Here is an 18,900-nt window from a genome sequence, read left to right as displayed (position 1 = left end):
CGTGCGGGCCGCCTCCGCCAGCCCCCAAAACCAGGGGAGGCGGCGGGGCGGCGCCGGGTCAGATCGCGCGGAAGCCGAAATCGCCCACCGTCTTGAAGGAGACGCGGAACAGCAGGACGGTGGAGGAGGGGTAGTAGTTCGCGCGGTCGCTCGGCTCCGCATAGGTGCGGGCGAAGCGGGTGTCGAAGATCAGGCACTCATCCTCATAGGTGAGGTTGACGCCGGCGGCCACGCCGCGCTCCAGCTCGAGGTCGTAGCGGCCATAGGCGCCGGTGCGCCAGTAGCGGCCGATCTGCGCCTGGACATTGCCCGACACCTCGCGCCGCTCGCGCGGCGAGATCAGCGCCGAGGAGGGCAGGGTGTAGAGATAGCCGGCGCCGACGCTGACCGGGCCGAGCCCGACCTGCGCCCGGGTCTCGACCAGCCGGGCGGAGAAGTCCTCCTTGTCCAGCCGGGCGCGGGCGGTCAGGTCCAGCCAGGGCACCGGCGAGAAGCTGGTGCGCGCCACCCAGTCGGAGGAGCGGTCCTCGAGGCCCGAGCCCTCCTCGAACACGCTCTCGTCGCTGGCGCGGAAGGAGCGGCCGACCAGCCCCTCGACCCGCCCGCCATTGGGGAACATCCAGGCGCCGCGGAAGGCGGTGTCCATGCGGGTGCCGCCCTCCTGCCGGTCGCGGCCGGGGAAGCGGTTCAGCGCGAACAGGTTGGCGTCGGTGAACTCGAAATCCAGGCTGTCCTCATTGGCGACCAGGGTCTGCCGGCCGGTGGAGGGGCCGGTGACCAGCTGCACCCGCGGCTCGATCAGCTGGGTGCCATAGGCGCCGGCGCTGCGCGTCATCGGCAGGCGCCAGTCCAGCGCCACCCGGACATTGCCATTGGCGTCGGTGGCGGTGCCGCGATTGGCGAAGTTCGGCGCGCGGTCGAGATCGTCGACCCAGCGGCTGATCACGTCGCCCTGGGCGCGGAAGGTCCAGACCTGGCCATAGGCGTCGATGCGCGGCAGCTCATAGGTGAAGCGGCTGGCGATGCGGCGGGTGTCGGTGCCCTGGTCGCGATACAGCGAGAAGGCGGAGACATCGGCCGTCATGTAGCCGCCCAGCCGGTCGCGCCGGAAGGCGTGGTCGGCATAGAGGTTGGGCAGCACCACCGGGATCTGCCCGGTATCGTCCACCTCCGACAGGCCCTGATAGGCGCGGCCATCGATGCGGGCATAGGTGTCGCTGCCCCAGAACCCCTCGAGATAGGCGTCGGAGGGCAGCTGGCGCGGCGCCGGATAGCGCCAGGCGCGCAGATAGGTCTCGCTGCTGGCGCGGTTCAGGTTGAAGCCGGTGCGCCAGTTCTCATCCAGCGCGAACTGGCCGCGGCTGAAGATATGGGCGCCGAGCCCGTCCTCGCCGCGCGAGCCGCCGCGCTGGCCGACCGAGCCGCTGGCCTCGATCTCGCCGGCATTGAAGCGGCGGCGATAGGCGAGGCCGAGCGCCGGGTCCTGCTTGGTCGACAGCGTCGGCGTCAGCGTCAGGTCCTGGGTCCCGTCGATCGCCCAGTAATAGGGCAGCTCGACGAAGCCGCCGAGGAAGCTCGATGTGCCGAAGCTCGGCGTCAGGAAGCCCGATTGCCGCGGCACCGAGGGATCCGGGTGCGACAGGTAGGGCGTGTAGAGCACCGGCACGCCGCCCAGCATCAGCGAGGCGTCGCGGTAGCGCAGCCGCTTCTCCTCCTGGTCCTGGGTCGCCAGCCGGGCGCGCAGCTGCCACAGCGGCGGCGCCTCCGGATCCTCGGCGCAGAGATCGCAGGAGGAGTAGAGCACCCGCGACATGTCGAGGATGGTGCCATTGGTGCGGCGCGCGCCATTGGCCACCAGCCGGCCATTCTGCGCCAGCCGCGCCTTCAGCCCCTCCACCACGCCGTCGCGCATATTGCCCGACAGCTCGGCGCGGTCGGCGAACAGCACCTGGCCGTCGGCCTCCAGCAGCTGGACATTGCCCTCGGCGGTCGCGATGCCGGTGTTGCGGTCGAAGGTGAAGCGGTCGGCGCGCAGGATGCGCTCATTCTGCCAGGCCTCCACCGCGCCGCTGGCGGTGACCAGGTTGCGCTCCTGGTCGTATTCCACCTGCTCGGCGGTGAAGGTGACGGGCGCGTTGTTGCCGCTCTGCGGCGTCGCCGCGGCCGGGTTGGCGCCCGGGGCCGGGGCCGGGGCCGGGGCGTCGGGCCGTGGCGGCGGCGCGGTGCGGGTCGGCGCCGAGGCCGCCGGGCGGTGCGCCGGGCTCTGCGCCGGCGCCTGCTGCAGCGGCAGCGTGGCGCCGAGCAGGGTGGCGCTGCCCAGCAGCAGGGCGCGCCAGCCGAGCGGGCGTCGGGGCCGCGAATCCGGCGGCAGCCCCGGCGCGGCGTCGCGCAGGAAGCGCAGCGCGGTGTCCCGCGCGGTCACAGGCTGGCCCGGAGTCTGACCCGGGGCGCTGCCCCGGCGCTGCCGCGCCGGGCGCTTCCCGGCTTCGCGCATGGCTCGATCCATGCCGCTTCCATAGCGGCTTCCCAGCGGCACGGCGAGAGGCTTGGCGCGGCGGCGCGATCACCCGTGCTCCAGTCCGAAAAAAGACGCCCGGGGAAGGGGATCCCCGGGCGTCTGCAGATGCCGTCTGAAAGCCGGTCCGGGCCCCCGCCCGGGCTCAGCCATCCTCGGTGTAGAGCAGCAGGGTGAGCGCCAGCAGCAGCCCGGCGACCGAGGGCGCCCAGGCCGCCAGCGCCACCGGCAGGGTGCCGGCCTGGCCGAATTCCTCGGCCACCTTGTCGAGCAGGAACAGCGCGAAGCCGGCGGCGATGCCGAGGCCGAGCATGCGCCCCACCCCGCCGCGGCGCGACTGCCGCATCGAGAAGCCGGCGGCCAGCAGCGCCATGGCGGCGGCCAGCAGCGGCAGGGAGAGCAGGGAGTGGAAGGTCAGCCGGTGCCGCACGGCGGAGAAGCCGGCGCTTTCCAGCACCGCGATGAAGCCCGGCAGCGCCCAGAAGGACAGGGTGTCGGGGCTGGCGAAGGTCTCCTCGATGCGGTCCGGCGTCAGGCTGGTGGGCAGGCGCAGCGTGGCGGCGGGCATGGGCTGGCGGTCGCGGCCGAAGCTCACCGCGTCCTGCAGCACCCAGGCGCCCTGTTCCAGCCGCGCCACCGGCGCCTCGGCCCGGCCGATCGGCCGGTCGGTGGCCGAGAGCCGCCAGAGCGAGGCGTTGCGCAGCAGGAAACCCTCCCGGCTGACCTCGGGCACCCCGGCCAGGATGGCGACGCCATCCGGCTCCACCGCGTCATCCGCCTGGCGCAGCCAGAGCTTGCCGCCGGCCAGCGAGGACAGGCCGGTGGCGTTGCGCAGATAGGTGGCGTCCAGCCGCTCGGCCCGCGCCATCATCGCCGCCGAGAGCGGCGAGACCACGGTGATGGCCAGCGTGCCCATGGCCAGCGCCACCAGCACCGGGCCCATCAGGAAGCTCCAGGCCGAGATGCCGGCGGCGCGCGCCACCACCAGCTCGGAGGAGCGCGACAGCCGCCAGAAGGCGACGATGCCGCCCAGCAGCACGGCAAACGGCAGGATCTGCAGCACCACATAGGGCAGCCGCAGCGCCGCGATGCTGGCCACCAGGGCGAAGCCGGCATCGGCGCGGGTGGCGGCGCGGCGCAGCAGCTCGATGAAGTCGAACAGCGCCACCAGGCAGGCCAGCGCCGCCACCATGGCCAGCGCCATGAAGGCGAAGCGCCGCGCGATATAGGCGGAGAGGGTGTAGGAGAAGGCCATGGCTCAGCCCGCCTCCGCCGCCGGGGGCTGCGGCCTTCCCTTGGGCCAGCCGGGCATGCCGGACAGCACCCAGGCGGCGCCCAGCGCCGGGCCCAGCGCGTGCAGCCAGATCAGCGGCACATAGCGATTGTCGCGCGCCGCCAGATTGCCGACGGCCAGGCCGAGGGCCAGCAGCGCCACCACCAGCGCGACGCCGAGCGCCGCCGGCCGCCAGTCGCCATGCCGGCGGAAGCCGCTGGCCAGCGCCACCGCCAGCCCGACCATCGCCATGGACAGCGCGGTGAAGGGGGATGAGAGGCGCTGATGCCCCTCGGCGCGGAATTTGCGGATGTCGCGCTCCGGCAGGTTCTCCGCCGGGTCGGGGTGCAGCAGCTCGGGCACGAAGCGCTCCCGCGAATCGCGGTTGCGCGACATCTCGACCGGGCTGCGCGAGGAGGAGGCGAGGTCGACGCTGTTCTCGGCGAAGGACAGCACGGAGAGCCGCGCCGGATGGGTCGCCGTCGCCGGCTCCAGCTGCTCGCGCTGGCCGTTCAGCAGGATGACGCGCGGGCCGGCCGGGGTGGAGACCAGCCGCCCCTCCTGCGCCATGATGGTCACCGGCGTGCCCGGCTCGCGCATGTCGTGCACCAGGATGCCGCGCAGCGTGCCATCCGCCTCGCGCCGGCGGGCATAGACGGTCAGGTCGTCGCCGAGCGAGGAGAACACCCCCTCCTGCAGCAGGATCGCCGCCATCTCGTTGCGGATCTCGAACTGCCAGCTGCGGAAGGCGGCGTGGCTGACCGGCACCAGCCAGAGCTGCAGGAACAGGCAGAGGCCGGTGGCCAGCGTCGCGATCATCAGCGCCGGGCGGGCCAGCTGCCAGTCCGACAGGCCGGCGGCGCGCATCACCACCAGCTCGCGGTCGCCATTCAGCCGCACATAGCTGAACAGCGTCACCACGAAGGTGGTGATCGGCAGGATCACGGCGAAGAAGCTCGGCAGCAGCAGCCCGGTCAGCTCGACGAAGACGGCGAGCGAAAGGCCCCGGTCCAGCACCAGCTCGATGAAGCGCAGGCTCTGCGTCAGCCAGACCAGGGCGGCGAGGCCGATGGTCACGGCCAGCAGCCCGATGCCGAGCTGGCGGAACAGGTAGCGATCGAGACGGGTCATGCGGTCAGGGGTCACCTCTGGCAGGCCGCGGGGGCGGCTCCGCTTGGAGGCGCCGGGCGGCGGGGCAGGCCGCGCTGCATGTAGGCCGCCCCCGCCCCCCCGCCAAGATTCTTTCGGCTCGGGGCGGCCCGCCCCGCCGCCTCAGGGCAGCCGGCCGACGAAGCCGCGCAGCGTGTCGGCCGGCACGATGCGGGTGCGCGACAGGCCGGAGGCCGCATCCTCCCGGTGGCTGACCAGGCCCAGCAGGCATTCGCCCGCCGGGCCCGAGGCCAGCACGGCGCCGCCGGATTCGCCCGGCTCCATGCGCAGCGCCAGCTCGGCATAGCCGCCATGGCGCGGATCGGCCTCGCGCATCAGCCCGGCGATCTCGGCCGGCATGTCGCGCAGCGCGGTGACCAGCCGCACGGGCTGCCCCGGCACCGGCCCCGCGGCGCAGAGCGGCAGGGAAGGCGCGCCGGCGAGCGCCGGGGCCTGCAGCAGCGCCGCATCCTGCCCGCCGCGATAGAAGGTGCCGGGCAGGCTGCCGCCCCAATCCGCCTGGCCCAGGCGCAGCAGCCGCGCCGGCTGCTCCTGCCCGTCCAGCCGCAGCCGCGGGCTGGCGCTGGCCTCGGCGCAATGGCGCAAAACCGCCTGGCTGCCATCGACCAGATGGGCGGCGGTGACGAAGGCGCCGCGCCCCAGATGCACGGCGCTGCCGGTGGCGATGCAGCCCGGCGCCCCGGCCCGCAGCAGCGCCAGGAAGGGCGCGCCGGGCGCGGTGCCCAGGGCGGGGCGGGGCAGGGGCGGGGCCGGGGCCGGGATGGGCAGCGGCGCCGGCGGCTGGGCCAGGGCCGGCGCCGGGCCGGGCAAAGGCGGGGTCGAGGGCAGCAGGCCGGGCGCGCCGCCGCAGCCGGACAGCGCCAAGGCCATGGCCAGGGCCAGGGCCAGGGTCAGCGCCGGGCGCGAGCGCACGCACAGAAGCGTCACGGCCGGGCCGCGCCTCAGCCGCGCGGCGCGGCGGCGCGGGCCAGCCGGTCGCGGATCGCGGCACCCAGCCCCGCCTCCGGGACCGGCATCGCCGCGATGCCGGTCAGGCCCAGGCGCTGCCCCTCGGCATCCAGCCAGCGCAGCCCGGCGAAGAGCCGCGCCGCCGCCTCCACCGTGTCGCCCGATTCGCTGAGCTGCCACACCGCCCCCGCGCCCGGCAGCGCCGGGCCGAAGGCCAGCAGCGCCTCCCGTGGCGAGACGCTCTCGGCCTCCAGCCGCACCGGCAGGGCGGGGGCGTAATGCGAGGCCAGCATGCCCGGCGCCGGGCGCGCCGCATCCTCGGCCAGCGCCGGGTCCGGGCGGCCGATCGGGCCGAGCATCTCCCGCAGCGCCGCCTCCGGCACGCCGCCCGGGCGCAGCAGCAGGGGGGCGGCGCCGGTCAGGTCCAGCACCGTGCTCTCGACCCCCACCGCGCAGGGCCCGCCATCCAGCACCGCGGCGATGCGGCCCGACAGCCCGTCGAGCACATGCGCGGCACTGGTGGGGGAGACGGCGCCGGAGCGGTTGGCGGAGGGCGCCACCACCGGCACCCCGGCGGCGCGCAGCAGCGCCTGCGCCAGCGGGTGCGCCGGCACCCGCACCGCCAGGCTGGGCAGCCCGGCCGCCGCCAGCTCGGAAATCCGGCTGCCCGGCGCGCGCGGCAGCACCAGGGTCAGCGGCCCCGGCCAGAAGCGGGCGGCCAGGGCGCGGGCGCGGTCATCGGCCAGCACCTCGGCGAAGGCGGCCCCGGCTTCCGGGAAATGGCTGATCAGCGGGTTGAAGCGCGGCCGGCCCTTGGCGGCATAGATCGCCGCCACCGCCGCATCGTCGCGCGCATCGGCGCCGAGGCCATAGACCGTCTCGGTCGGGAAGGCGACCAGCCGACCCGCGCGCAGCAGGGCCGCCGCCTGCTCCACCGCCTCCGGCGGCAGGGTCGCGGTCGTCTCAGCCCTCATGCGGCGCCCTGGCAGAGGAAGGGCGGATTCTCCCAGCCCGGCTTGCCATAGCCGAGCGGCGTGCCGTCGAAGCGGGCGATGCGCCCGCCGGCCGCCACCAGCACCGCCTCCGGCGCCGCCGTGTCCCATTCCATGGTGCGGCCGAAGCGCGGATAGAGATCCGCCACCCCCTCCGCCAGCCGGCAGAACTTCACCGCCGAGCCGATCTGCACGATGCGCTGCACCTTCCGCCCCTCCAGGAAGGCCGGCAGCTTCGGGTCGTCCTTGTAGTGGCGGCTGGCCATGACCACGAGGCCCTCCTCCGGCACCGGCCGCGCCTGGATGCGGCGATGCCCGGTGGCATCCTCCTTCCAGGCGCCGACACCGACGATGCCGGTGAACAGCTCGCCCGTCGCCGGCAAAGCGACGGCGCCGAGCTTCGGCACGCCGTTCTCGACCAGCCCGATATTGACCGTGAACTCGTCCCTTCCGGCGGCGAATTCGCGGGTGCCGTCCAGCGGGTCCACCAGCCAGTAGCGCGGCGCGGCGGAAAGCTGCGCGCCATCCGAGACCGCCTCCTCCGCCACCACCGGGATGTCGGGGGCGAATTGCCGCAGCCCCTCGGTGATCACCGCCTCGGCCAGGCGGTCGGCCGCGGTGACCGGGCTGTAATCCTCCTTGCGCTCGACGGCGAAGCCGGCCTGGCGGACGGTCAGGATGGCGGCGGCGGCACTGCGGGCCAGCCGCGCGGCGAGGGCAAGAAGCTCGGGATCGGTCATTTCCCCGCTCCCTTACCATATTTCTTTCTGTGCCGAGCGCCGTTGGCGCTCGGCCAGGCTTCAAGGCCGCACCGTGTCGCACCAACCTGCAGAGCCGGTTTTCTTTCATTGCCGGGACGCCGCTGGCGCCCGGCCAGGCTTCACGGCCGCCGCACAGTGCCCACCCTGTTCCGGGCCGGGGCCTTGCAACCTGCGGCCGCCGTGACAGGCTGGGGGCCAAGGCCGCATCAGCACGGGACACGCCATGACCGATTTCCTGTTCGTCAAAGCCACCCTCCCCAAATCGGGCGCCCTGGTGCTGCCGCTGGCCGAAGGCTTCTCCCTGGCGGGTCTCGCCGCCGAGGCCGATGCCGCCTGCCACGGCGCCATCGCCCGCGGGCTGGAGGCGGCGGGCTTCAAGGGCAAGAAGGGGCAGAGCTGCACCCTCTGGGCGCCGGGCGGGCATCTGTCGCGGGTGGTGGCGATCGGCCTCGGCAGCGGGGATGTCGATGCCCGCGCGGCGGAGGCGGCCGGTGGCAATGCCTGGCCGCTGATCGCCGCCGAGCCCGAGGCGGTGATCGACACCGCGGCGCTGGCGCCGGAGGCGGCGGCGGCGCTGGCCTTCGGGCTGCGGCTGCGCAGCTACCGCTTCGACCGCTACCGCACCCGCGAATCGGCCGAGGACAAGCCGAAGCTGGTGCGCCTCAGCCTGGCGACGTCGTCGCCGGAGGCGGCACGCGGCGCCTGGCAGAAGCTCTCGGCCATCGCCGATGGCGTGTTCCTCTCGCGCGACCTGGTGAGCGAGCCGGCCAATATCCTGAACCCGCCCGAGATGGCGGATCGCTGCCGGGCGCTGGAGAAGCTTGGCATCGCGGTCGAGATCCTGGGGCCGAAGGAAATGCGCAAGCTCGGCTTCGGGGCGCTGCTGGGCGTCGCCATGGGCAGCGCGCAGGAGCCGCGCATGGTGGTGATGCGCTGGAATGGCGGCGCCGAGGGCGAGGCGCCGGTCGCCTTCATCGGCAAGGGCGTGACCTTCGACACCGGCGGCATCTCGATCAAGCCGGCCGGCGGCATGGAGGACATGAAGTGGGACATGGCCGGCGCCGGCACGGTGATCGGGCTGATGGCCGCGCTGGCCGGCCGCCGCGCCAGGGCCAATGTCGTCGGGCTGGTCGGGCTGGTGGAGAACATGCCCTCCGGCACCGCGCAGCGCCCGGGCGACGTCGTCACCACCTATTCCGGCCAGACGGTGGAGGTGATCAACACCGACGCGGAAGGCCGGCTCGTGCTGGCCGATGTGCTCTGGTATGCGCGGGAGCGCTACAAGCCGCGCTTCATGGTCGACCTGGCGACGCTGACGGGGGCCATCATCATCGCGCTGGGGCATGAGCATGCCGGCATGTTCGCCAATGACGATTCGCTGGCGCAGCAGCTCGCGGCCTCGGGCGAGGCGGTGGGCGAGAAGCTGTGGCGGATGCCGCTGGGCGAGGCCTATGACAAGCAGATCAAGTCCGACATCGCCGACATGAAGAATGTCGGCGGGCGGCCGGGCGGCTCGATCACCGCGGCGCAGTTCCTGCAGCGTTTCGTCGACACCAAGGAGGGGCATGTGCCCTGGGCGCATCTGGACATCGCGGGCACGGCCTGGGCGAGCAAGGACAGCGCGACGGTGCCGAAGGGTGCGACCGCCTTCGGCGTGCGGCTGCTCGACCGCCTGGTGGCCGACCACTACGAGGGGTGATGGTTTTTTCTGATGGCGGGGTCCGGGGAGGCCCTGCCTCCCCGGCGGGGGTCCCAAAGGCGGTCTGGGGGGCAGCGCCCCCTGGCCACGCTGTGTCATGATGCGCTTGCGCCTGCGCGACCGCCTTGGCCGCAAGGCTGCGGCGCGGTTCCGTGTCCGCCCGGTGTCCGAGGGCGCGCTGCGCCGCGACGGCAACGCCCTGCTGGTCCCCGGCCCGGATTGGGAGGCGGCGGGCCGCGCCGCCGCCGATGCCCTGCCCGAGTCGGTGGATGCGCTGGTGGTCGAGGCCAGCGCGCTGCCCCCTGCCGATGCGGTGGCGCTGGCCACCGGCCTGGCGATGCGGCTGCCGCTGACGGTCCGGCTCGACCTCTGGCATGAGCAGGCAACGGCGCTGGTGCCGCTCTGGGACCGCGCCTGGGCGGTGCTGCAGGGCGTGGCCTTCGCGCGCGCGCTGGTCGAGGCGCCGGGCAATGCGCTGACGCCGAAAGCCATGGCGAAGCGGCTGAAGCGGCTGCGCGAGCATGGCATCGCCGTGCAGGTGCTGGGCCGTCGCGCGCTGCGGGCGGCGGGTTTCGGCGGGCTGCTGGCGGTGGGGCAGGGCTCGGCCCACCCGCCGCGGCTGGTGGTGCTGCGCTGGGCCGGGCGGATCGCGGCGCCGCCGGTGGTGTTCGTGGGCAAGGGGGTGACCTTCGACACGGGCGGGCTGTGCGTGAAGCCGGCCGAGGGCATGGCGGCGATGCGCGCCGACATGGCGGGTGCGGCCGCCTGCGCCGGGGCGATGCTGGCGCTGGCGCTGCGCGACAGCCCGGCCCCCGCGGCGGCGGTGCTGCCGCTGGCCGAGAATGCGATCGGTGCCGAGGCCTACCGCCCGGGCGATGTGCTGACCCTGCTCTCCGGCCGCAGTGTCGAGGTGGTGGACACCGATGCCGAAGGGCGGCTGCTGCTGGCCGATGCGCTGCATTATGCGCGGCTGGCCTTCCGCCCGGCGGCGCTGGTCGATCTGGCGACGCTGACCGGGGCGGCGGTGACGGCGCTCGGCCACCATCGCGCCGCGCTGTTCGGCAATGACCCGCCGCTGCTGGCCGCCGTGGCGGCGTCCGGGGCGGCGGTGGGGGAGCCCGCCTGGCCGCTGCCGGTGACGCAAGCGCATCGCGCGGATCTGGCCAGCGAGATCGCCGATCTGAAGCAATGCGCCAGCGGGCGCGGCCAGCCGGATGCCTGCCACGCGGCGGCCTTCCTGCAGGCGGCGCTGGAGGAGGCGCTGCCGCCCGCCCCCGCCATGCCCTGGGCGCATCTGGACATGGCCGGGCTGGCCACGCGGCCGCAGGGCGAGGGGCGGCCGGGGGCGACCGGCTATGGCGTGCGGCTGCTGGACCGGCTGGTGGCCTGCCGCTTCGAGGACCCGCACCGGCTGTGAGGCGGGGCCGCCCTTCCGGCCGGCGGGGCATCTCTGGTATCGCCCTGCCTGGTGGCGCCGCGCCCGGCGCCCGCCCCGGGACCTGTTGATGAGCGAGATCGGCTTCTACCACCTGACGCGCACGCCGCTGGAGGCCGCCCTGCCGAAGCTGCTGGGGCGGGTGCTGGCGCTTGGCGGGCGGGCGGTGGTGAAGCTCGGCGACCCGGCGCGGCTGGCCAGCCTGGATGCCTCGCTCTGGCTCTGCCAGGACCCGGACTGGTTGCCGCATGGCTCCGCCGCCACCGGCCAGGCGGAGCTGCAGCCGATCTGGCTGACGCTGCAGGACGAGGCGCCGAATGGCGCGCGCTACCTGTTCCTGGTGGATGGGGCGGAGAGCGCGCAGCCGGGCGATTTCGAACGCGTCTTCGACCTGTTCGACGGGCAGGACGAGGCGGCGGTGGCCGCCGCCCGGCGCCGCTGGTCGGCCGCCAAGGGGGCGGGCCATGTGCTGACCTATTGGCAGCAGGGCGGGCGCGGCTGGGAGAAGAAGTTCTCCACGGCCGAGGGCTGAGGGCCCCCCGGCGCCCGGCCCCGCCGCGCGGCGCTCAGACCGCCTGGCGCGCCGGGGGCTCGGGGATGTCGAGCGGCGTGTCGCAGGGCGCCTCGGCCATCGCCTCGATCGCGGCGACGCTGGCCGGGCCCAGGCGGATGCGGCATTGCAGCCCTTCCTCCGACCACAGGAAGGTGGCGCCGCCGCCCAGCTGGTGCCGCGCCAGGGTGTGGATCAGGCGGAAGCCGAAGCCGTGCCGACCGGGCTCGCCGCTGATGGCGGGGCCACCGCTCTCGCGCCAGTCCAGCGTCAGCCCGCCCTGCGGCGCGGCGGCCCAGCGCAGCTCCACCACGCCGCCGCTGCGCGACAGGGCGCCATGCTTGGCGGCGTTGGTCGACAGCTCGTGCAGGATCATCTCGACCGGCTGCACGCTGCCGGTGGCCAGCTTCACCGGCGGCCCCTGCCAGACCAGGCGCGGCCCGCTCTCGACGGCGTCATAGGTGGCCAGCTCGCGCCGCACCACGGCGGCCAGCTCCGCCCCGGCCCAGCCGCCGCCGGCCAGCAGGTCGTGGGCCCGGGCCATGGCGCAGAGCCGGCCATCCAGATTGGCGACGAACTGCGCCGGCGGCACGTCGCGCGGCGTCAGCAGCAGCAGGGAGCGCACCACGGCCATGATGTTCTTGGCGCGGTGGTCGACCTCGCGCGCCAGCAGGGCGGCGCGCTCCTCGGCCAGGCGGTGCTCGGTGCTGTCCAGCAGCACGCCATCCCACACCACCGAGCCATCCGGCAGCGGGTGCACGCTGGCCATGCTGCGCAGCCAGAGGCGGCGGCCATCGGCGGTCCGCACATCGCCCTCCAGCGCCAGCGGCGTCAGGGTGGTGGCGGAGTGCAGCAGCGCCGCCTCGGCGCGGGCGCGGGTCTCGGGCGTCAGGGCGCGCAGCAGGGAATGCCGGGCGGAGCTGCCGCTGGGCTCGCCCAGCAGGGTGTTGATGCCCTCGCTGATATAGGTGCAGCTGAGCCGGCCGCAGGGGCTGCGCACCAGCCGGTAGAGCGCGCCGGGCAGGTTGGCGGCGATGTCGGTCAGGCGGCGCTCGGCCTCGCGCTCGGCCAGGGCGCGGGCCAGGCGCTGCTGCGCGGCGCGGCCCTGCCGGGTCCAGCGGGCCAGGGCGAGGGCCAGGATGGTGCTGAGCGACAGCGCCATGGCCGCGGTCAGCGCCAGGCGGGAGGGATGCCAGGGCGGCGCTGTCGGATCCGGCAGGGCGGGGCCGGCCAGGCCGGAGGGCGGGCCGGCGGCGATCTCGGCAGCAGGGGCCGGGGCCGGCAGGGCAGGGGGCGCCGGGTCAGGGCGCGCCGCGGCAGGCAGCGCCGGGGCCGGGGCCGGGGCTGGGGCGGGCAGGGGCGCGGTGGCGGCCGCGGGCGTGACCATCGAGGCAAGGGCGGTGGCGAGGCCCGGCCCGCCCGACTCCACCGGCTTGCCCTTGCCCGGCGCGGCCTCGGCCAGCGCCTCCGCGGCCCGCTCCAGGACGGGCAGGATCACTGCCTCCGCCAGGGGCGGGCCGGCCAGGGCGGTCTCGCCGGCCGGATCATGCTCCGGCGCCGGCAGGGCGGCGCCGGCGGCGGGCAGGGCCAGCGCCAGCAGGCTGGGCAACAGCAGGCTGGGCAGCAGCAGGGGCAGCACGCGCGGCAGAGCCATGTCCTTCGACCCCGGAAGTGGCATCACGAAAAGTTTATAACTGGTTAGGCGCGGACCCTCCAGGAATTTTTCAACTTATCGGCGTGGCGGTGGCGCGCTTTCAGCCCTGCGCCGGCGGCGGCGGGGTGTTGCCCCAGGGCTCCGCCGCGCCGCCCTGCCAGACGGCATGCGGCCGGCGCCAGGCCACCGGGTCGCGCATCGCCGCCACCAGCGAGGCGGCCATCACCTCCAGCAGCTTCTCGCCCTTCTCCACCGTGGCGGCGCGCGGGTCGCCGATCACCCCGGTGGCCGGCGCCCGCTCGGCGAAGGACCAGAAGCGGTGCAGCCCCTCCGGCGTGGGCAAAGCGGGGTCGGAGAGCGAATGGGCGATCTGCTCCCGCCGCACCAGCTCGGGCGCCAGATGCATCACCAGGCTGGTCTCCGCCTCGCAGGCATGCTGCACGCCCGGCTGGGTGTCGAGCAGCGCGGCGATGCCCGGCATGTCCAGGCGGAACACGGTGCCGGCCACCACCGGCATGGCGAATTCGGCGCAGAGCTCGCGCGCCGCCACCGCCAGCGGGTCGATATTGCCGCCATGGCTGTTCACCAGGAACAGCCGGCCGAAGCCCTGCGCCTTCAGCGAGCGGCAGACGCCGCGCAGCACCCGGTGCATCGTGTCGTAGTCGAGGCTGATGGTGCCGCCGAAGGGCAGATGATGCTCGGACAGGCCGAGCCACATCGGCGGCAGCACCACCGACGGCACATCGCTGGCCAGGGCGGCGGCGCGCAGGCAGGCGGAATGGCCGATCAGGCTGTCGGTCCAGACCGGCAGATGCGGCCCGTGCTGCTCCAGCGAGGCGACCGGCAGCAGCACCAGCGCGTTGCGCGCGGCCAGCGCGCGCAGCTCCGGCGCGGTCAGCCTCTCCCAGCGATGGTCGGCATTCTGTGGCATCGGCCCGGCTCCCTGTCCCTGTGGCGCCGGCATGCTCGGCCTTCGCGCGTGGCAGGCCAAGGGGGGGAGGGTCGGCGCCCGGCCGGGATGCCGGTTGCGTGATCGGGCCGCACAAAGCGGCTTGCCAAGCTCTCCGGGGCAGATATAGGCAACGGAGTGTACCGGTGTCTGTCGCGCGCGAATTCCTAAGCGGGGATTAAAAAAATTAGACCAGAGCCTGGCCTGCTTTCGCGCGTGTATAAGGCCCTCCGCCGCCCTTCGTGCCGGCGATTTCGTTGTTCTCCACCGCAGCGGGGTTTCGTGCCGGGTCAGAAATGACTTGGCCCTGGGCTTCTGTTATGTCCCGCGCCGCGGGGGCGTTTCGGAGAATGGTCTCCCAGAGCGCTTCCCTTCCAGGCCATTGAGATGAATCAGGGAAACGAGACCATGGACGAGGCGAGCCGGCAGAGTTCCGGGCTGGAATGGATGACCGCCCCGGGGCTGGAGCCCAGCCTGTGGCACCCGGAACGCCTGGTCTGGCCGAATTCCTGGGTCGCCCATATCCCCTTCGCCTTCTGGCTGGTGCAGCGGCTGCGGCCGGAGCGGCTGGTCGAGCTCGGCGTGCATTCGGGCAATTCCTACGCCGCCTTCTGCCAGGCGGTGCGCCATCTCGGCCTGCCCACCCGCTGCTACGGCGTCGACACCTGGGCCGGCGACCCGCATGCCGGCTTCTACAGCGAGGAGATCTTCGAGGATCTCTCGCGCTGGCATGACGCGCGCTACGCCGATTTCTCCCGCCTGGTGCGCGCCACCTTCGACGAGGCGGCGACGCATTTCGCCCCCGGCTCGGTCGACCTGCTGCATATCGACGGCATGCACAGCTACGAGGCGGTGAAGCACGATTTCGACACCTGGAAGCCGCTGCTGTCGCGCCGCGCCATCGTGCTGTTCCACGACACCAATGTGCGCGAGCGCGATTTCGGCGTCTGGCGCTTCTGGGCCGAGCTGTCGGCCGAATACCCGGCCTTCGAATTCCTGCACGGCCATGGCCTGGGCGTCGCCGCCATCGGCCCGGACATGCCCGAGGCGCTGCGCCCGCTCTTCGAGACGGCGCGCACGCCGGAAGGCCTCGGCCTGATCCGCAACCGCTTCGCCCGGCTGGGCGAGCCGCTGATGCGCGACATCCTGCTCAACGCCTCGCGCCAGACGCTGCAGGAGTCTGAGCAGGGCCGGCAGGCGGCGCAGCAGGCGAAGGCGGCCGCCGAGACCGCCTTCCAGCAGGCCGAGGCCGAGCGCACGGCGCTGGCCGCGCGGCTGGCGGCGGCGGAGGAAGCCGCGCATCGCAGCCAGGCGGCGCTGCAGGCGCAGCAGCAGGTCTCCCAGCAGGCCGAGCAGCAATCGGCCGAGGCGCTGGAGACCATGCTGGCCGCCGAGCGCTCCCAGGCCGCGCTGCTGCAGCACCGCCTGGCCGAGACCGAGCAGGCCCTGGCCGAAGCCGCGGCGCGGCGCGAGGCGGCGCAGGCGCAGCTCGACACCGTGCTGCACTCGACCAGCTGGCGCGCCACCGCGCAGCTGCGCAACAGCCTCAGCCGGCATCCGGTGCTGCGCCGGATGCTGCGCCGCAGCGCCCGGCTGGCCTGGTGGATCGTCACCCTGCAGGCGCCGCGCCGGCTGCGCGAATACTGGCAGATCCGCCGCACCGGCCGGCCGCTGGCCGCCCCCGCCGGCGCCGCCCCGGCCGCCGAGGCGCCGCCCGCCCCGCTGCCCCAGGCCGGCCCCACCGTGCCGGTGAAGCTGCGGCCCGAGCCGCTGGCCGCCGGCCCCCGCCCGGCGGCGCCCGCCGCGCCGCGCGGCACGCTGCTCTGCCTCAGCCATGTGGCGCCCTATCCGCCGCGCGCCGGCAATGAGTACCGCATCCACCGCATGCTGAGCTGGCTGCGCGAGGAAGGCTGGCGCGTCGTGCTGCTCTACTGCCCGCTGCCGGGCGAGGAGCCGTCGGAGGAGGCGCTGGGGCGGCTCGCCTCCGACTATGCCGATCTGGTGCTGGTCGGCCGCGACGGGCGGCTGCGCCACCAGCTTTCCGACCCGCGGGCGGAGCAGGCGCTGCAGGCGCTGGAGGGGCGCAGCAGCGCCGATTTCGCGGCGCGTCTGGACGAGGAATCGCCCGGCGAGGCGGCGCGGCTGCTCGGCCTGGTGCGGGTGTTCAGCCCCGACCCGCTGGTCGAGACGCTGCTGGCGCTGGAGGCCGCGCTGCAGCCGCGCGCCGTGCTGGCCAACTACATCTTCATGACGCGCGGCCTGCCGCTGCTGCGCGACGGCGTGCTGAAGATCGTCGACACGCATGACGTGTTCTCGACCAAGGCGGAGAAGGTCTCGGCCTTCGGCATCCGCGACGACCTGGCGATGAACGGGGCGGAGGAGGGGGCGCTGCTGCGCCGCGCCGACATCGTGCTCGGCATCCAGCCGGAGGAGAGCGAGACGCTGCGCCGCATCGCCCCGGGCGTCGAGGTGCTGACCATCGGCGTCGACATGCCGATGCCGGCCGAGCCGCCGGTGGTCGAGGCGCCGGTGCTGCTGCTGGTCGCCTCCGGCAACGCCATGAACGTCAAGGGGCTGCAGGATTTCCTGCGCTTCGCCTGGCCGCGCATCCGCGCCGCCATGCCCGGGGCGCGGCTCGACGTGGTGGGCTCGGTGGGCGATGCGCTGCCCGGCGAGGTCGAGGGGGTGCGCCGCCTCGGCCGCGTCGACGACCTGGCGGCCGCCTATGCCGCGGCGCGGCTGGTCATCAACCCCGCCGTCGCCGGCACGGGCCTGAAGATCAAGACGCTGGAGGCGCTGGCGCATCTCAAGCCCATCGTGCTCTGGCCGAGCGGCGTCGACGGCATCAGCCCGGAGCTGCGCGGCTACTGCACCCTGGCGAAGGATTGGTACGCCTTCGGCGAGGCGGCGATCCGCCTGCTGGGCGAGGCGGCGCCGGATGCGGCGCTGCGCCGCGACCGCGCCCGCATCGCCGAACTGCTCTCCGCCGACGCCGCCTATGGCCCGCTGCGCCAGGCCCTCGAAGCCTCCCCCGTCCGGCCGGCGCCCGCCGCCGCCCCGGCCGGATAAGACCACGGACATGACGATGCTGCTGCCTGATGCCTTCGACCTGTTCCTGGACCTGTCGGAGGAGGTGCTGAAGCCCGATGCGCTGGAGGCGCATCTCGACCTGCTGCGCGACCGCGCCGGGCTGCTGCGGCCGGGGGCGCGCCTGTTCCTGCTGCCGCCGCGCGGCGTGGCGGCGGCGGCGCGGCCGGGGCTGGTGGCGCTGTCCGGCAGCGCCGGCACCGCGCTCGGCACCGCGCTGCTGGCCGCCGGCGGCGCCGGCCGGGCGCTGGTGCTGCTGCAGGGCGCCTGGCTGCCGGGCAATGAGGCGGTGGCGGCGCTGCTGCCGCTGGCCGGGCTGGACCCGATGATCGGCAGCCTGCAGCCGCGCTTCCAGGCGCCGCAGGATGACCGGGTGCTGGGCCTGCCCGCGGCCGGCGGCGCCGGCCCGATGCTGCCGCGCGCCGCCCTGCCGCTGCTGCCCGAGACGCTGCTGACGGCCGAGCTGCCGGCGCCGCTGCTGGTGCTGCCGCGCCACGCCGTGCTGGCCGCCGGCGCGCCGCCGGACGCGCCGCTGCGCGGCGCGCTGCTGGCGCTGCTGGCCGGGCTGCGCCGCAAGGGCTTCCGCAACCTGGTGAGCAACCGCGTCGCCGTCGAATGCCCGCTGCCGGCGGCGGCCATCTACCCGGCGCCCGACAGCCTGGCCGGCCCCGCCGCCGCCTGGGGGCCGGATATCCGCCGCGGCCGCGCCTGGCTGGCGCAGCTTCCCGAGCGGCGGCTGGAGGAGCTGCTGGCCGGCGCCTTCACCCCCGCCGGGCAGCAGCGCATCCTGCTCGACGCGCGCGGCCTGGCGCCGATCCACAATGGCACCGCCCAGGCGATCCTGGGCTTCCTCGACGGCTTCGCCCGGCTGCCGCGCGCCGGCATCGAGTTCCATGTGGTGGCGATGCGCGAGGCCGCGGGCTTCCACGGGCTGGAGCGGCGGCTCTCCGGCCTGCAGCTGCATTACGACCGCCCCGCCGGCGCCTATCTCGCCGCCGTGCTGCTGAACCAGCCCTGGGACCCGCAGCGCCTGCGCGAGCTGCACCAGAGCGCCTTCCTGCTCGGCTTCAACATCCTCGACAGCATCGCCTGGGATGTCGTCTATGCCGCGGGCGACGGGCTGGACCAGGTCTGGCGCTGGACCGCTGCGCTGTCCGACATGCTGTTCTTCAACTCGGCCTTCACCCGCGATCGCTTCCGCTTCCGCTTCCGCGTGGCGGCCGACATGCCCCTGGTGGTGACGCATCACAGCATGGCCCCGGCCGAGCTGAACCTGGCCGAGCCCGGCCCCTCCCGCTTCGCCGAGCCCTATCTGCTGGTGGTCGGCAATGATTACGACCACAAGGACACGGCGGCGACGGTGGCGCGGCTGGCGGATGCCTTCCCCTACACCCGCATCGTCACCATCGGCGCCAGCGCCACGCGCAATCCGCGCGTCACCGCCATGCCGAGCGGCTTCCTCGACGCCGCCGAGATCGTCGCGCTCGAGGCGCATGCGGAGGCCGTCATCTTCCCCTCCTTCTACGAGGGCTTCGGCCTGCCGGTGGTGCAGGGGCTGGCGCGCGGCCGCACCGTCATCACCCGCCACTCGCCGCTCTGGGAGGAGATCATCGGCCTGGCCGACCTGCCCGGCAGCCTGGTCTGCTATGGCTGCGACACCACGCTGATCGAGGCGGTGGGCCGCGCCCTGCATGGCGAGCCGCCGAAGGGCCTGCCGCGCCGCCCGGAGGGTTCGCCGCCGCCGCCCGACTGGGCGGAATGCGCCGACCGCATCGTCCGGCAGATCGAGGCCAGCCTGCTGCCCGGCGCGCGCCAGGCCTGGTATGAGCGGGACCTCGTCCTCACCCCCCTGGCCGGCTGAGGACAG

Annotated in this window: 13 protein-coding genes; 5 read left to right on the top strand and 8 right to left on the bottom strand. The window is 74.4% G+C overall.

Going from position 1 to position 18,900, the window contains the following annotated elements; all coding sequences use genetic code 11:
* Positions 1–58: 58 nt before the first annotated feature.
* The 6 genes from QE401_RS15460 to cysQ all read right to left on the bottom strand — a co-directional run bounded on the left by QE401_RS15460 (position 59) and on the right by cysQ (position 7,638).
* The gene (locus QE401_RS15460) at positions 59–2,422 is read right to left on the bottom strand and encodes an LPS-assembly protein LptD (protein WP_307139059.1); all 2,364 of its coding nucleotides are present in this window, start codon (positions 2,420–2,422) and stop codon (positions 59–61) included.
* Positions 2,423–2,660: 238 nt separating this feature from the next.
* The gene (gene lptG / locus QE401_RS15455) at positions 2,661–3,770 is read right to left on the bottom strand and encodes an LPS export ABC transporter permease LptG (protein ID WP_307139058.1); all 1,110 of its coding nucleotides are present in this window, start codon (positions 3,768–3,770) and stop codon (positions 2,661–2,663) included.
* Between the two features lie 3 nt (positions 3,771–3,773).
* Positions 3,774–4,919, bottom strand: a complete 1,146-nt coding sequence (gene lptF, locus QE401_RS15450) for an LPS export ABC transporter permease LptF (protein WP_307139057.1) — start codon at positions 4,917–4,919, stop codon at positions 3,774–3,776.
* 141 nt (positions 4,920–5,060) lie between these two features.
* Positions 5,061–5,885 carry a trypsin-like peptidase domain-containing protein gene (locus QE401_RS15445; RefSeq protein WP_307139056.1) on the bottom strand — a complete coding sequence of 275 codons (825 nt, stop codon included), beginning with the start codon at positions 5,883–5,885 and terminating at the stop codon, positions 5,061–5,063.
* 14 nt (positions 5,886–5,899) lie between these two features.
* Positions 5,900–6,880 carry an L-threonylcarbamoyladenylate synthase gene (locus QE401_RS15440; protein WP_307139055.1) on the bottom strand — a complete coding sequence of 327 codons (981 nt, stop codon included), beginning with the start codon at positions 6,878–6,880 and terminating at the stop codon, positions 5,900–5,902.
* Entirely contained in the window at positions 6,877–7,638 is a 762-nt protein-coding gene (gene cysQ, locus QE401_RS15435) for a 3'(2'),5'-bisphosphate nucleotidase CysQ (RefSeq protein WP_307139054.1), read from the bottom strand. Before cysQ ends, QE401_RS15440 begins: the two co-directional genes overlap by 4 nt.
* A gap of 244 nt (positions 7,639–7,882) precedes the next feature.
* Here cysQ and QE401_RS15430 point away from each other — a divergent pair, with 244 nt between their 5' ends.
* The 3 genes from QE401_RS15430 (at position 7,883) to QE401_RS15420 (ending at position 11,325) form a co-directional block, all read left to right on the top strand.
* Entirely contained in the window at positions 7,883–9,358 is a 1,476-nt protein-coding gene (locus tag QE401_RS15430) for a leucyl aminopeptidase (protein WP_307139053.1), read from the top strand.
* Between the two features lie 97 nt (positions 9,359–9,455).
* Entirely contained in the window at positions 9,456–10,775 is a 1,320-nt protein-coding gene (locus QE401_RS15425; protein WP_307139052.1) for a M17 family metallopeptidase, read from the top strand.
* Between the two features lie 88 nt (positions 10,776–10,863).
* A complete protein-coding gene (locus QE401_RS15420; RefSeq protein ID WP_307139051.1) occupies positions 10,864–11,325 on the top strand; it encodes a DNA polymerase III subunit chi in 462 nt (153 codons plus the stop codon).
* A 34-nt stretch (positions 11,326–11,359) separates the two neighbouring features.
* Here the strand turns inward: QE401_RS15420 and QE401_RS15415 are convergent, their stop codons facing one another.
* A complete protein-coding gene (locus QE401_RS15415) occupies positions 11,360–12,997 on the bottom strand; it encodes a sensor histidine kinase (RefSeq protein WP_307139050.1) in 1,638 nt (545 codons plus the stop codon).
* 100 nt (positions 12,998–13,097) lie between these two features.
* The gene (locus QE401_RS15410; RefSeq protein WP_307139049.1) at positions 13,098–13,928 is read right to left on the bottom strand and encodes a creatininase family protein; all 831 of its coding nucleotides are present in this window, start codon (positions 13,926–13,928) and stop codon (positions 13,098–13,100) included.
* A 426-nt stretch (positions 13,929–14,354) separates the two neighbouring features.
* Between QE401_RS15410 and QE401_RS15405 the strand changes: the two genes are divergently transcribed.
* Complete coding sequence (locus QE401_RS15405) at positions 14,355–17,015, top strand: class I SAM-dependent methyltransferase (RefSeq protein ID WP_307139048.1); 2,661 nt, start codon at positions 14,355–14,357, stop codon at positions 17,013–17,015.
* Between the two features lie 10 nt (positions 17,016–17,025).
* Positions 17,026–18,894, top strand: coding sequence for a glycosyltransferase (locus QE401_RS15400; RefSeq protein ID WP_307139047.1), 1,869 nt, complete (start codon positions 17,026–17,028; stop codon positions 18,892–18,894).
* The last annotated feature ends 6 nt before the right edge of the window (positions 18,895–18,900 follow it).

Source organism: Pseudoroseomonas cervicalis, assembly GCF_030818485.1.
GTDB lineage: Bacteria > Pseudomonadota > Alphaproteobacteria > Acetobacterales > Acetobacteraceae > Pseudoroseomonas > Pseudoroseomonas cervicalis_A.
The sequence above is the reverse complement of the archived record's forward strand: the minus strand, read 5'-3'. Positions and strand labels throughout refer to the sequence as shown.